Below are 13,821 nucleotides of genomic sequence, written 5' to 3'. Positions count from 1 at the left end.
AATGAATTCTATTACTCCCCTTGGTTTTTATATTTTTTTAAATTTATTTATCTCCGGTAATATTGTTATTCTTTAAACTTGAATCGAATATATTAATGTATTCTTCTAATTCTAGCTCACTTTTTTTAATTTCTAATTGCAGCTCATGCAGCTTATTTTTAAGGGTTGTATTTTCCTGTTGTATTTCTCTTAGTTCTTTCTGATAAACCTGTAGCTGCTTGTCCTTTTCTTTTAGTTCATCTTCTAGTGCTTCCACTTTTATGTCTGAAGAGTTTATTTTTTCAATTAACTTAAATAAGTCATCGGCAACATTTATGGAAGTTAAAGTTGCAATCATACTTGTACTAAGTTTTCTAGAGGATTCAGCTTTTTTGATTTCGCTCATTTTTTTATCAATGTATAATGCCACTCTTTGTATATACTCCTCAGGTTCTTTACCTACAAGGGTATAGACTCTACCGCCAATAATGACTTCAATTTTATTCTTTTTTTCCATATAACCGCTCCTTAGTTAGTACAAAGAGTATTAGTATTATTATATCATATTACAAAAGATACACAATAACAAATTATTCTTCCTTGCCCGCTAAGTACTCGGCTGATATTAAATGAATTAATTTTTTAATAGCTATGGTTTCAGCCATTAGTGTTAATACAAGCATAAATGATGATGCTACATCTTTTTCCTTTTCATCTATATCGTATTTTTTTAATATTTTGTTGACTTCTTCTAATGTATCAGGAAGATATCTTTTCCAATCATCTAAGGCCTTTTTATGGAGTTCTATATAATCTTCATATAAATCGCCTACTTTTATAATATCATCTTCAAAGGTATCAGGATTTTTCAATATAGGATTAAGCACTGTTTTAATTTCATCTAGAGAATAGATTAACTTTAGATTATCTATCAGTGTTAGAAGTATTAAATGATTTTTCGTATAATATCTCCTGTCAACAGGCTGGGGCAGTACCCCTACCCTAACATAATTTTGAATCATGGTTTTCGTAAAATTTCTTCCCTGCTTATTAAAAAAGCGAACTACTTGTGAAATAGTCATTTCATCATTAAATGTGCTAAGTTGTATAAAATGATTCATACCGGATATTTCCTTAGCAATTTCTAATAAATGCTGCTTTGTAAAATCTTTCTTATCCTCCAAGCCAATTCTCCCTTCTCTTTAATATATAAACCCTAAGTTTCTATCTACACTGCATAGAGTGTCCCTCTACAATCATTGTAACATATTTATACCTTTTGTCAATTAAGAAAAGAACGGTTTATGGCCGTTCTTTGGTAACCCTGATACTAATTTAAAGTTTAAATTGTTCAATACCAAAGTGCTTATAACCTAGTGGAGTCACTACCCTTCCCCTCGGGGTCCTATTAATAAATCCTAATTGTATTAAAAAAGGTTCATACACATCCTCTATTGTATCGTTTTCTTCTCCTATAACCGCTGCTAAAGTATCTAGTCCCACAGGGCCTCCCCCAAACTTTTCAATCATCGAAATAAGCATTTTTCTATCGATTCTATCTAATCCCATTTTATCTACGTCCAAGGCCTCTAGGGCTAAGGAGGCAACTTTTTCATCTATATATCCTTCATATTTAACTTCCGCAAAGTCCCTAACTCTCTTAAGGAGTCTATTGGCAATTCTTGGGGTTCCCCTTGAACGCCTTGCAATTTCCTGGGACCCTTCTTCGGTAATTCCTATATCTAGTACCTTTGCAGAACGACTTACTATTTGGGATAGTTCGGAAGTATTATAGTATTCGAGCCTTTGGATAACCCCGAATCTATCCCTAAGTGGTGCTGTCAAAAGCCCTGCCCTAGTAGTAGCACCAATCAATGTAAACTTTGGAAGATCTAATCTGATAGATCTGGCACTGGGGCCTTTTCCTATGACTATGTCAATGACAAAATCCTCCATGGCAGGATATAATATCTCCTCTACATGACGATTCAAACGGTGAATTTCGTCTATAAACAAAAGATCCCTTTCACTTAAATTATTAAGAATAGCTGCCATATCTCCTGGTTTCTCGATAGCGGGACCCGATGTTATCTTTATATTTGCTTTCATTTCATTGGCAATTATATTTGCTAAGGTCGTTTTCCCTAACCCCGGTGGACCATAAAGGAGTACATGGTCTAGGGATTCGTTTCTATTATCAGCGGCTTGTACAAAAACCTTTAAATTTTCCTTTACCTTTTTTTGTCCAATGTAATCATCTAATGTCTTAGGCCGAATCCCGGATTCTATCTCTAAGTCTTCATTTCTTAAGTCAGCAGTGATAATACGGTTTTTCATTGGTTTCACCTATTTTCCTAAAATATTGCTAGTTTTTTCAAAGAGACCTTAATAATATCTTCTACCTTCATATCTTCCGTAATAACAGCGGATACTGCCTTAGACGCTTCTAACCTTGTATACCCTAAGGAAGTTAAAGCAGATATGGCTTCCTCTTCAATTCCATTTTGATTTAAAGGAAAGGAATCCATTTCACTTATTCCTACTGCTTCTATTGTATTTATTTTATCTTTCAAATCTAATATAATCCTCTGAGCCGTTTTCTTCCCTACTCCCGGTGCACTACTTAAGGTCTTTACATCTTCTGTTATAACTGCTAAATAAAAATCCCCCGGGGATAAGGTAGATAAGACACCTAAAGCTCCTTTAGGCCCTATGCCACTTACAGATATAAGCCTTTCAAACATATATTGTTCTTCCCGAGTAATAAAACCATATAGGGCCATTTCCATTTCCCTGACTTGGAGATAGGTGAATATCTTTATTTCCCTCCCAATAGATGGAAGCCTTCCCATAGCAGATGAAGACATCATTAGTTTATATCCTATGCCATTAACATCTATGATTATTTCAGTTTCATCTATGTATTCTAAAGTTCCTTTAACATATGATATCAATCTTTTCATCCTTTCTTATTGTCAGCAAGGGAACATCTGTTCTATAATTATATCTTACAGAGATAAAAATAACAAGTCATTTAAGAAATAAACTATTAAGTACTTCCATATCCTGTTTTTCTTTAATAAATCCAATTGTTCTCAGTTAATATTAAATTTAAGGGGATATCATAGGTATCCGTAGGGATTGCATCAATGACTTGAAAATCATAAGCAAGGCCAATCGTTTTCATTATAGATGTATGTTTACCAAGATAGCGGTCATAGTAGCCACCCCCATAACCAATTCTGTTTCTATTTTTGTCAAATACTGCTCCCGGCACAAGAACAAGGGTAGTCCTATCACTTTCCATTTTTTTAATAAGCTCTTTCTTAGGCTCTAATACCCCAAAATGTCCTATTTCTAATTCATCTAAGGTTTGTATCTGCGAAAAATACATTTCCCTTGTTCTAGGCTCCACCTTGGGAACCCCAATGATTTTCCCTTCTTTTAATCCTTTAGAAATTATTTTTTTGGTGTCTACTTCGTTTTTCATACTTACATATACAAAAATCTTTTTACATTTATTATAGACCTCTGAGTTAATAAGGCTTTCATATATTTTTTTATTCTTTTTACTTATTTCCTCTTTAGTCATCTTATCTCTATTTTCAAGAAATTTCTTCCTTAAATCTTGTTTTTTTGTCATAATTTTCTCCTGTGTGAGCCTATCTATATTTAGCCAGCAACAATTCATTCATTACCGATAAAATAATAATCACTGATGCCATAGTAGCTAAAGCTATATAATAAGCCCTTTTTTTGCTAATTGACTCAAGAATTTGCCTTATTATAATGTATGAAATTTGCATGTACACATACGAAATCGTTAATACAGTTATACCAGATACTATCCACCAAACAATATCATAATCCATGGTAATTATTATTATAGAGAAAAAGAAAAGTAAAACCATAAAAAGCAAATCTTTATATCCTTTAATTATGGGTATATTATTTTCTCCCTCTAAATCAAAATTCTTTAGTAACACAATAAAAACAGGTATAAATACCCCAAAAAGAAAACCTGTTAATAGCCTTGTTATATTGGTTGTTTCCCTAAAACCCATATAAGATGTTACCCCATCTAAAATCATAGGAATCCAACAAAGAATCATCCCTATTAAAAATTGAAAAGAAGGAGGGGTATTGCCTTTATTCCGCCTCCTAAAGTAAAGGTATAAAAACCCCAAAAACATTCCTAAATATATCCCTGTACATCTTGCACATAAGGGCATCTTCGTACCTTGAATAAAAAAAGAGCGTTCAGGAAATTGATGACACACTGAACGTCCCATAAAATAAATTAATTCTTTCATTATGTCCCCACCTATTTATCATATATAAACGTTATGAATACATTTCTGGAAGTGATGTTAGAAGTCCAAGCATCATGCAGCAAGCACAAATAATAACTAAGAATATAATACTAAAACTCAAAAGGGCATATCCAAATGTCTTTCTATCTTGGTCTTCATTTGTCATAAAAATGATAGAAGCAATAATTCCTGTAATTGAACCTAAACCTGGGAGTAAAGGTATTAAAAACGATAACAAAACCTTAATCCAATTGCTTAAAGGTTTTACAGGAGGTTTTTCTGTGTTTTTATAATCTATATGGTTATTATCCTCATAATTCACACAGCTAAATTGATTTTCTATAGCTGGTGACTCTTCATTTTGCTTTACTTCATCACTTATACTCCCTTCTCCTACCGTACTTTCAAGGTTAGTCATAATGTCTATTTTCGTCCCGCAAAAAGGGCACTCTTCTTTATCGCCTTCTAATATTTTCCCACACTCTCTACAATAATTCATTTTAACCTCCACTTTACCAGTTTATGGTATGACTTAATTCTTATTTTAGACTCCTTTTTACTTTGTATCATTCCTCTTAAGGGGCCTAATCGTTCCATCTTCATCTTGTACTTTAACAGTATTCATGGTTTGCCTAAAATTTCTTTTGAAGGATTCGATATATTCTCTCCTTAATTTTTGTTGTTCTTTTTCTTCATTTTCAGTAAGCCCAGTGGATTTTTGTTTATTATATAATTCATTAATCCGATTTATTTTACTATCTTCCATTTTATCCTCCTAACCTTTATTAACTATTTTTATATTATAATATATCTTCCACCAAATATCAAAGATTGCAAAGTATGAAATTTGTATTTTGTTTAGGTTTATAACAAATACTATAATAATAAAAACCTGTTTTGTTTCTAATTTACATCATAAAGCATAGAGTGGAGGTTACTGCTATCATGAAAAAATTTCTTTCGTCCTATATATTATTAGTATTATGTCTAATTTTAATTATGAGCGGATGCCAAAAAGGTGAGGAAAAACATAGTAAAGAATCCCCTGAAAACAATTCTCCTCCCAATTCTCTCGAGGATCTTCAAAAGTTATCTGAGGATGTTCTAACTTCCGTAAATAAAAAAGAATGGAATAGCTCCTTAAGCCAAATCAAATCCGTTCATTCAAAATGGAATGATTTTTTTGCAGAAGCAGAAAAAAAGGGGATATCTGTAGAAAAAACAGAAAAGTTCAATAAGGATTTAAACACACTTACTAATCTGATTATCTCGAAAGCTATGGAAGAAAATAAAGATAAGGCAGCCTTAAAATATAAAAAAGCTGAGTTAGAATTGGAAAATGAAATCGGATATAAAAATCTTCTGATGAAAATAATGATTCCTCAGAAGAGGAACCAGATTCTAAAAGTCAAGGAAATAAATCAGAAAAAGAAGAGGATACTAAGCAGGATTTAAAACTTCCCGAGGAAGTTCTTCCCGATTCTTATCCTCTTATGACTTCTAGCCCTTCCGAACTAGAAATAGCACATGCTGCCGTAAATCTTACAAAACATATTCCATATATGGCTGAGTTATTTAATGCCAAAGTCCCATCCGAAATCCTTATATTAAAATATCAGTTAAGAGATATAAAAATATCTTCGAAACAAGGCAAGTGGGGTTTAGTGGATAAAAGCCTAGCAGAATTTGACGAAATTTGGCCAAAGTTTCAACCAAAAATAATAGAAAAAAAAGATTCTCTAGCAATACAATTTAATCAAAGTATCCTTGAATTAAAAGAAGTGGTTAAACAAAAGGATTCGGCTTTAACTACAATCAAATCTGATATTGCTCTAGAAAATATTAAAAAGATGATCGAAATTTTTGAATGAATGCTAAATAAGCATTCATTCATTTTTTTTAAAAAGAGTTCCAATCTTTTCTCCTTCTAAGACCTTATTAATATTTATTAAATCTTCCCCGTTAGCAATCACCATATCTACCCCATGGTCATTAGCAATCCTAGCTGCGGAAATTTTTGTTACCATACCTCCAGTTCCTAAGCTGCTTCCTGCACCTCCAGCAAGTCCTTCTATTTCATCAGTAATACCATCCACCGTATCTATTAAAACTGCGTCACTAAAGTCCCTAGGGTTCTTATTATATAATCCATCAATATCAGAAAGAAGGATAAGTAAATCTGCTTCTATTAGCACTGAAACCATGGCAGACAAGGTATCATTATCTCCAAAAATACTTTCTTGGATTTCTTCTGTCGCAATAGTATCATTTTCATTGACAATGGGAATAACCCCCATCTTTAAAAGTGTATTAAAAGTATTTTGGGCATTAGTTTTTTTGATAGAATCTTCTAATACATCTTTGGTTAAAAGAACCTGAGCTATAATTTGATTATACTCTCCGAAAAACTTTTCATATATTTGCATTAATATTGCCTGTCCAACAGCTGCCGCCGCTTGTTTTACCTCTATTTGTCTTGGTCTTTCCTGACACCCTAGCCTCTCTGCACCAACGCCTATGGCTCCTGATGAAACTAGTACGACTTCTTTGCCTTCATTTTTTAAATCTGATAACACACGAGCTAAACATTCCATCTTTGCATAATGTAGAGTGCCATTTCTATGGGTCAAAGATGATGTTCCGATTTTTATAACTATTCTTTTACTGTCTTTTAAATTTTTTCTAGTATGCATCGAACTAAATCCCCTCTTATGAAAATTTAACTTTAATCTATCTTTCGTTATCTTTAAAGTAGTTGGCATCAAGATGATAAACCATGTCTTTTCTTTCTACAACTATTTTTACTTTATTTTTTATTTTCTTATTATCCATCAACAAGCCTATTAACTCCTGAGTCGGATTAATACAAAATGGATTTCCTACAGCCTCAAGCATTGATAAATCTCCAGCTGTATCCCCATATGCATAGCTTTTTTCTAAATCAATACCATACCTTTCAACCAATTCATCCATTGCCTTTTTTTTGCTATTGCTGTCCCACATAGGTACGACTTCTCCAGTATACTTCTTACCACTGCAAATATGAATACTTCCCCTATAATCATCCATATTATACCTTGATGACATTTCTTTTACCAACTCCATAGGGCTTCCCGATATAGTAATCACTTTGTGGCCTTTATCCTTGTGCCACCGGATTTTGTCTCGGGTAAAAGTATAAACCCTTCCACCTTTTTGTTCTACTACCTGCCTTGCAATGAATTCAACTAAAGCACAATCAAGACCTCTTATTGCCTTAATGTATATATCTGATATTTCAAGAAGATAATCATCATATTCACCAATCCTGTTATCCCATTTTATGAACTTAGGTTTAACTTCTTCATGCCACTTTTTTGTATCAATGATATCATATTTTATTAACTTCTTAAACATTTCTGTTATAAGTCCTTCACGATATAATGTTCCATCTATATCAAAAAAAGCTGCTGTATTTTTAATGTAGTTCACCCCGCTTTTATCTTGTTATTATTATATTATATTTTAAAAAAGCTATACACATTATATGATTTAAAAGGTTATTACTTATAGATAAGCTAAGTAAAAGGAACGGTTTCTATCCGTTCCTTATAAAGTCAGCTCTTTATTTAGAAAAAAAAGTGCAACCGTTCCGGGACCGGCATGGGCACCTACAACACACCCAATAGTAGTAATTATAAAATCCTTGCACCCTAAGGTTTCTATCATCATATCCCTTACCGTTTCCGCATCTGCGAGGGCATCTCCATGACTTATAGCAATTGTTTGTTCCGCTAGATTAATCCCTCTTTCTTGCGCAATTTCTACAAGGCGTTTTAGAGCTTTTTTTCTCCCCCTAACTTTTTCTAAAGGAACAAGTTTACCATCCTCCACATTTAAGATTGGCTTAATATTTAGGATTCCACCAATGAAAGCGGAGGTGCGGCTAACCCTTCCGCCCCTTAAGAGGTATTCGAGATTATCTACCGTAAAAACATGTTCCATATGATCTGAATAAAACTTAATTGCCCTAACAATTTCTTCTTGTGATTTCCCCTGCTCTAGTAATTTTACTGCCTTGTAAACTATTAGTCCAAAACCTAGGGAAGCGCATTTAGTGTCTATTATGTCTATATTAAAATTAGGGTATTCTTCTAGAACCTCCTCCTTGGCAATCTCTGAGGCCTGATATGTCCCTGACAACCCAGAAGAAAAAGCAATATATATGCAGTTTCTATTTTTCTTTGCATAATCTGTGAATACCTTTTTAAAGTTTTCTGGAGGCACTTGTCCTGTTTTGTAAACTGCCCCCTCACGCATATCTTTATATAATTTATCCGATTTCAGTGATTCTCCATCAAAAAGTTCTTCATTGTTTAAATAAACACAAAGAGGAACAACATGGATATTATATCTATCAATTATTTCTTTGGATAAATCCGCAGCACTATCGGTAATAATTGTAATTGGCATCTTATCATCTCCCATTTAGTTATTTGGGGCAGGCAATGTGAGATACTGTGTTTTATAATGGTATTATGAGTTATAATACACTGTCTTACTCATGAAATCAATCACTTTTATCCAAATTCTATCATACTTTTAGTATAAAATAATATTGCTTATAAGTAAATTTGTTTTTTATCTTCTAGGTATCTTTCAGCATTAAATAATAAATCTCTTACATTTTCTCCATCCTTAGGGTAGGAAGCTATACTATATATTATTTCCCAATCGTCCATATTATTATTTAATCCTACAACCTTTTCATGATAAACTTCTAAAACTTTTTCATAAACAATCTCTGCATTAAATCTTGTTGTGTAAGGCAGAAATGCTATGATATTACTTTCGTTATATCGTATAATGGTATCTGTTGCCCTAAGATTTTCTTTAACAAACAAGGCCAATTGATTTATTATGCCGACCCGCTCATTGGTGGATAAGGTTTTATCTATTTTTCTAGGTATCACTGTTAATATAAGTATAGCAAGTTCATAATCGCCCCTCTCTGCCCTCTTAATTTCACTATTAAAATATTGTTCAAAACTCATATCTACAGAGGTTTGGGGAATATATAAGTTCTTATTATCCTCACTATTTTCAAGGGTAATTTTTATAAATGAACATAATTCGTTAGTGGTGAAAGGAGGTACTATGTATTCTTGGGCCCCTATTGTTAGCCCCTTCATCACGTCTTCCCTTTTAGCAATAATAAAAATAGGAATATGCTTATATTTTTGTTTTGACTTAATATTTGTGATGCTATCTATTCCCCTTATTACATCCTTTTCCATATCAATTACTATTAGGTCGACTTGTCCGTTTTTGTCACCAAGGATACTTAAGACTTCAACATAATCTTCTGCAAAACTGATTTCAATGTTATCTTCTTCCATAACTTTTTTTATATCACTGTCACCACTAAAGTTTTTTTTCATAAATATAACCTGATTTCTCATAAAATATCCCCCCAGCGTCTATTTAATTTTATTAAAATATGCTTAATAATAATTAAATAATATCAAATATTCGTATAACAGTCAAAGATAATATGGAAAACTAATTTAAAAAATCTATTTAATAAATGGGACTAGAATCACCTTTTTAAAATATCACCATTATATCGCAAATCTTCTCCTTTATGGTACTTAGTTCCTAAATTGTAATAACATACAAGAGATAATTATTGTTTTTTATTTCAAACTATTAGTGGAGGTGTAAATATGAAAAGAAAATTTTTGTTCATATCATTATTGTTTTTCTTATTTTACGTACCTATTTTTGCCCAACCCATAACATATACTGTACAGCCTGGGGATAGTATGTGGAAAATTGCTGTTAAGCATCAAATAGGCCTTAATGAAATTATTTCTGCAAACTCCCAAATTAAAAATCCAGCTCTCATCTACCCAGGTCAAAAATTAACTATTCCTAATATTGATGATGTCAAATCCGTCGAAAATGAGGTCATCAAATTGGTAAATGCAGAAAGAGCTAAAAATGGGCTTCAACCTCTTAAAGCCAATTGGGAATTATCTAGGGTAGCAAGAATGAAATCTCAAGATATGATTAATAAAAATTATTTTGCCCACCAATCTCCTACTTACGGCTCCCCTTTCGATATGATACAAACCTTTGGAATAAGATTTACATCTGCCGGCGAAAACATCGCTAAAGGGCAGCAAACACCATCACAGGTTATGAATTCGTGGATGAATTCCCCTGGACATAAGAGTAATATTTTAGGTGCATCATATAGCGAAATTGGTGTAGGTTTAGCAACAAGTAAAAATGGGGTCAAATATTGGACACAAATGTTTATTCGTCCAACAAAATAAATAAAACGCCGAATATATCGGCGTTTTATTTATTCTTCTTCATCATCTTCAAAGTCTTCATCAAAGTCATAGTCTTCATCCATAGATTCAATTTCATCTGCAAATTCATCCATGAACACATCTGATACTTTATCGAATTCATCATCGTCATCGATATTTATAATACATATTTCATCTTTTTCTTCCTTATAACCGTACAGTAAAATCTGGTCCTCACCCTCAGGAAGAAGTGCAATGTAATCCTTATTATCCAATTCAAATGTCCCAATTATATTGCATTTTAATTCTGTATCATCATCCAGAGTTAAGTATATTATTTCCTCATCATGGTTATGGTCACAACCGCAATCATTGTGATTATGATTATTACATCCGCAATCATGTTCTGACATAGTATCATTCTCCTTTATCTTTTAGTGGGGAATACGTCCCTTGTTTATTATAACATTATTTTATAGATTTCAAACATATTTATCTATTTTTTATAATGATTTTTAATATTTTGTGTAGAATAAATTAAATTTTACAAGAAGACTTATATGGTGTAAAATATTTAGAGTCATTATATATTTTATAATTATAAAATATAAATATTTATTTGATATGGGGAGATTAAAATGTTTTATGCTGATTATCATGTACACACCTCTTTTTCTTCTGATTGCCATGAGGAAATGGAAAACCAAATTAAAAAAGGGATTGATTCAGGCCTAAAGGAAATTGCCCTTACAGATCATGTGGATTTTGATTATCCCGATACAGAGTTTCCCTTTATGATTGATTATGATGAATATATGAAAGCCTTTAGTTTTTTAAAAGATAAATACAAAAATAAAATTAATTTAATTTTAGGGGTGGAACTTGGCTTTCAGCCCCATATTATAAAAGACTTAGAAGAATTTATTAATAGATATCCTTTCGATTTTGTAATCTGTTCGATGCATGTTTGTGACAGATTAGATTTATATAATGGGGACTTTTTTAAGGGAAAAGAACAAAAAAATGCTTACCTACGTTATTTTGAATGTGTTCTTGACAATGTAAAAAACTTCACTAATTATGATGTATACGGGCATATTGATTATATTAATAGATATGGCAACTTTTCTAATAAGCATTTATCTCCCGAAGACTACATGGATATCATTGATACCATACTCAAGAATATTATAGCCTCAGAAAAAGGAATTGAATTAAATACTTCAGGATATAGATACGATTTAGGCCATGCTAATCCGCAGTTCCCCATTCTTAAAAGGTATAAAGAATTAGGGGGGAAAATTGTTACAATTGGTTCTGATGCCCATCATTCCCAAGATATTTGTTCTAATTTTACCCATGCATATGAGATTCTAAAAGAATCAGGTTTTACTGAATTTGCACTGTTTAGCAATAGAAAGCCACATTTTATGAAGCTGCAATAAGTCATAAAATCTAATATTTTCACTTAATAAAAATAGAGGGATTCATCCCTCTATTTTTCATATAATATATACTCTTTATTATCATCATTAAATGAACGTACTGCTAAAAAATGTAGCTTTATTTTATTTCTCTCTGTTAAAGTTACATTTTCTTTTAATTCTCCTATAAACTGCTCAAGGATATGATATCCCTCCCTGCAGGATAAGTTTTCTATTTTATTAGCTGGAATAATACCTCTCATTTTTAGTAAATCAACTTGCTTTAATTGTTCATATGTGAAAACCTGGAAGTCAAAAATATCCTTATTAGCTTCTATTTTGATATATAATTTATTTTCTCTTATACTTAGTTCCTTTATATTTAAACTCTTAATATCTGATTTATCCTCCTTTGATGTATATGTAATCTTATAGGATTCATCTAAAACACCAATAGGCAGTTCCATGTCTTTTTCAATTAAGATGTTTTCTTTTTTACCTTTTTTAATTAGCTTTATATTTTTAATATCAGATAGCTCTTCTAAACACATTATTGGCTCAAAATTCATTCTAATCAATGTGATGTTTTTATTCATTAATTCTTTAGGTATTCCTACCGACTTCAACATTTTATTTTTTTAATATCTTCCTTTTCTAGATGTCTAAAAATTATATTCCTAGATTTGCACAGATTATTATTAATATATAAGTTGCAAAATTCAATTCCTGAGTCTATATCTTTTATAAGTTGAATTACCCCATCCCTATAGGTTTTAGGAGTTGGTACCGAATCCATTTTATTTTCCGTAATCAAATCACAAAATACCCTAGTATTAGTAAATCCAATAGACAATATATAATATTTAACACTTTGAACATTGATAAAAGCATTAATCTTGAGTTCCTTATACAATCTTTTCCTCCCCCCTTTATCTTATATACGGCTGCATCCACTTGTCATATATTATTACCTTTTTTTCGACTTTTTTCTTAACATTGACAGAAAAGACTTCTAGAAGGAGTTCCTTATCATAAGAATCCGTCATGCCTATGTAATGATTCCTATATTGAAAACCTTCTCTTTTTGCCTTTTTTCTTGCGGGGGCCTCTATTGATTTTAATGGAATATTGCCTTGAGAATGTTTTTTGATGAATAGATTTGCCTTCTTAATGTCTTCTTCAACTTCTATCTCGGCAATAATAGGTATTTGATTGGATAATTCAACCCTTTTCTTAAGATAAGGGTACTTATTGATATCCACAGTATATAGATTATGGATATACAACTTTCTCCTCTTAGCCGATTGGTAATCTTCATAATCTATTTCGTATGGCACAGATGTTTTTCCTATAGATACTCTTAATTCTTCCTGAATTAAGATTGTTCTTTCTTTTGTTTGTTTTGCAAACTTAATTTGCATAATTTCTTCATCAATACAAAAGGGTTCAAATTCTTCCTCGATTAGGACCAATTCCTTATCTTTTAAGCATTTGGGTAATTTTATATCTTTTAGAATACCCTTTTCATATTCTGGCAATATGTATTGCATAAATCCTGATTGCCACTTCTGCTCATGACCATTTATATAAAGACAATATTCCTCAACCTTTCTATTAGAACTTCTCCAGTCTTGAATAATTATTCCCTTGGGAGACCTAAAACTAGAAGAATAAAACTGATTAGCTTCAGCAATAAATTCACACATTATACGATTTTCTGTAAAGTGTAACCCTAAAATAAAGTAATAATTATCGCCCAATTCGATAAGTTGATTAATATGTATTTCTTTCATTAGACCTTACCTG

General features: G+C 31.8%; 20 protein-coding genes. 4 read left to right on the top strand and 16 right to left on the bottom strand.

Translation table 11 applies throughout. The annotated features are described in order from the left end of the window. Nucleotides 1–43: 43 nt before the first annotated feature. The 8 genes from zapA to GX308_06165 form a co-directional block, all read right to left on the bottom strand. Nucleotides 44–496 carry a cell division protein ZapA gene (zapA, locus tag GX308_06200; protein ID NLK21665.1) on the bottom strand — a complete coding sequence of 151 codons (453 nt, stop codon included), beginning with the start codon at nucleotides 494–496 and terminating at the stop codon, nucleotides 44–46. A gap of 73 nt (nucleotides 497–569) precedes the next feature. Next, nucleotides 570–1,163 carry a DUF1836 domain-containing protein gene (locus tag GX308_06195; protein ID NLK21664.1) on the bottom strand — a complete coding sequence of 198 codons (594 nt, stop codon included), beginning with the start codon at nucleotides 1,161–1,163 and terminating at the stop codon, nucleotides 570–572. A gap of 151 nt (nucleotides 1,164–1,314) precedes the next feature. After that, on the bottom strand, nucleotides 1,315–2,316 hold the full coding sequence (gene ruvB / locus GX308_06190; protein NLK21663.1) for a Holliday junction branch migration DNA helicase RuvB: 1,002 nt from the start codon (nucleotides 2,314–2,316) through the stop codon (nucleotides 1,315–1,317). A 17-nt stretch (nucleotides 2,317–2,333) separates the two neighbouring features. Next, entirely contained in the window at nucleotides 2,334–2,933 is a 600-nt protein-coding gene (gene ruvA / locus GX308_06185; GenBank protein NLK21662.1) for a Holliday junction branch migration protein RuvA, read from the bottom strand. Nucleotides 2,934–3,055: 122 nt separating this feature from the next. Then, nucleotides 3,056–3,622 (bottom strand): 5-formyltetrahydrofolate cyclo-ligase, encoded by a 567-nt coding sequence (locus GX308_06180; GenBank protein NLK21661.1) that lies wholly within the window; start codon nucleotides 3,620–3,622, stop codon nucleotides 3,056–3,058. 19 nt (nucleotides 3,623–3,641) lie between these two features. Continuing rightward, nucleotides 3,642–4,292 (bottom strand): DUF2085 domain-containing protein, encoded by a 651-nt coding sequence (locus GX308_06175; GenBank protein NLK21660.1) that lies wholly within the window; start codon nucleotides 4,290–4,292, stop codon nucleotides 3,642–3,644. A 31-nt stretch (nucleotides 4,293–4,323) separates the two neighbouring features. Continuing rightward, nucleotides 4,324–4,791, bottom strand: a complete 468-nt coding sequence (locus GX308_06170; protein ID NLK21659.1) for a hypothetical protein — start codon at nucleotides 4,789–4,791, stop codon at nucleotides 4,324–4,326. 57 nt (nucleotides 4,792–4,848) lie between these two features. Beyond that, entirely contained in the window at nucleotides 4,849–5,058 is a 210-nt protein-coding gene (locus tag GX308_06165; protein NLK21658.1) for a DUF896 domain-containing protein, read from the bottom strand. A gap of 179 nt (nucleotides 5,059–5,237) precedes the next feature. Here GX308_06165 and GX308_06160 point away from each other — a divergent pair, with 179 nt between their 5' ends. Together GX308_06160 and GX308_06155 are read left to right on the top strand one after the other, a co-directional pair. Continuing rightward, entirely contained in the window at nucleotides 5,238–5,747 is a 510-nt protein-coding gene (locus GX308_06160; GenBank protein ID NLK21657.1) for a hypothetical protein, read from the top strand. 209 nt (nucleotides 5,748–5,956) lie between these two features. Next, nucleotides 5,957–6,163, top strand: a complete 207-nt coding sequence (locus tag GX308_06155; GenBank protein NLK21656.1) for a hypothetical protein — start codon at nucleotides 5,957–5,959, stop codon at nucleotides 6,161–6,163. A gap of 15 nt (nucleotides 6,164–6,178) precedes the next feature. Here the strand turns inward: GX308_06155 and proB are convergent, their stop codons facing one another. From proB to GX308_06135, 4 genes are all read right to left on the bottom strand, one after another. Beyond that, nucleotides 6,179–6,985, bottom strand: coding sequence for a glutamate 5-kinase (proB, locus tag GX308_06150; GenBank protein NLK21655.1), 807 nt, complete (start codon nucleotides 6,983–6,985; stop codon nucleotides 6,179–6,181). 37 nt (nucleotides 6,986–7,022) lie between these two features. Then, the gene (locus GX308_06145) at nucleotides 7,023–7,754 is read right to left on the bottom strand and encodes an HAD-IB family hydrolase (protein NLK21654.1); all 732 of its coding nucleotides are present in this window, start codon (nucleotides 7,752–7,754) and stop codon (nucleotides 7,023–7,025) included. 126 nt (nucleotides 7,755–7,880) lie between these two features. Next, nucleotides 7,881–8,744 carry a DegV family protein gene (locus GX308_06140; protein ID NLK21653.1) on the bottom strand — a complete coding sequence of 288 codons (864 nt, stop codon included), beginning with the start codon at nucleotides 8,742–8,744 and terminating at the stop codon, nucleotides 7,881–7,883. A gap of 149 nt (nucleotides 8,745–8,893) precedes the next feature. Continuing rightward, nucleotides 8,894–9,733, bottom strand: a complete 840-nt coding sequence (locus GX308_06135; protein NLK21652.1) for a response regulator — start codon at nucleotides 9,731–9,733, stop codon at nucleotides 8,894–8,896. A gap of 264 nt (nucleotides 9,734–9,997) precedes the next feature. On the opposite strand from GX308_06135, the gene safA reads away from it, so the two are divergent. Beyond that, on the top strand, nucleotides 9,998–10,612 hold the full coding sequence (gene safA / locus GX308_06130; protein NLK21651.1) for a SafA/ExsA family spore coat assembly protein: 615 nt from the start codon (nucleotides 9,998–10,000) through the stop codon (nucleotides 10,610–10,612). Nucleotides 10,613–10,641: 29 nt separating this feature from the next. Here safA and GX308_06125 read toward each other — a convergent pair whose 3' ends face one another. Beyond that, complete coding sequence (locus GX308_06125; GenBank protein NLK21650.1) at nucleotides 10,642–11,004, bottom strand: DUF1292 domain-containing protein; 363 nt, start codon at nucleotides 11,002–11,004, stop codon at nucleotides 10,642–10,644. A gap of 225 nt (nucleotides 11,005–11,229) precedes the next feature. On the opposite strand from GX308_06125, the gene GX308_06120 reads away from it, so the two are divergent. Then, complete coding sequence (locus GX308_06120; GenBank protein ID NLK21649.1) at nucleotides 11,230–12,036, top strand: histidinol-phosphatase HisJ family protein; 807 nt, start codon at nucleotides 11,230–11,232, stop codon at nucleotides 12,034–12,036. A 50-nt stretch (nucleotides 12,037–12,086) separates the two neighbouring features. Here GX308_06120 and GX308_06115 read toward each other — a convergent pair whose 3' ends face one another. Genes GX308_06115 through GX308_06105 form a run of 3 tightly spaced genes read right to left on the bottom strand, consistent with a single transcriptional unit; the run spans nucleotide 12,087 to nucleotide 13,808 of the window. Beyond that, entirely contained in the window at nucleotides 12,087–12,644 is a 558-nt protein-coding gene (locus tag GX308_06115; GenBank protein ID NLK21648.1) for a hypothetical protein, read from the bottom strand. Further along, nucleotides 12,638–12,928 (bottom strand): hypothetical protein, encoded by a 291-nt coding sequence (locus GX308_06110; protein NLK21647.1) that lies wholly within the window; start codon nucleotides 12,926–12,928, stop codon nucleotides 12,638–12,640. The genes GX308_06115 and GX308_06110 overlap by 7 nt, the downstream gene beginning before the upstream one ends. A 16-nt stretch (nucleotides 12,929–12,944) precedes the next feature. Then, nucleotides 12,945–13,808, bottom strand: coding sequence for a hypothetical protein (locus GX308_06105; GenBank protein NLK21646.1), 864 nt, complete (start codon nucleotides 13,806–13,808; stop codon nucleotides 12,945–12,947). Nucleotides 13,809–13,821 lie beyond the last annotated feature (13 nt).

The organism is Candidatus Epulonipiscium sp., assembly GCA_012519205.1.
In the GTDB taxonomy this organism is placed as follows: domain Bacteria; phylum Bacillota; class Clostridia; order Lachnospirales; family Defluviitaleaceae; genus JAAYQR01.
The sequence above is the reverse complement of the archived record's forward strand: the minus strand, read 5'-3'. Positions and strand labels throughout refer to the sequence as shown.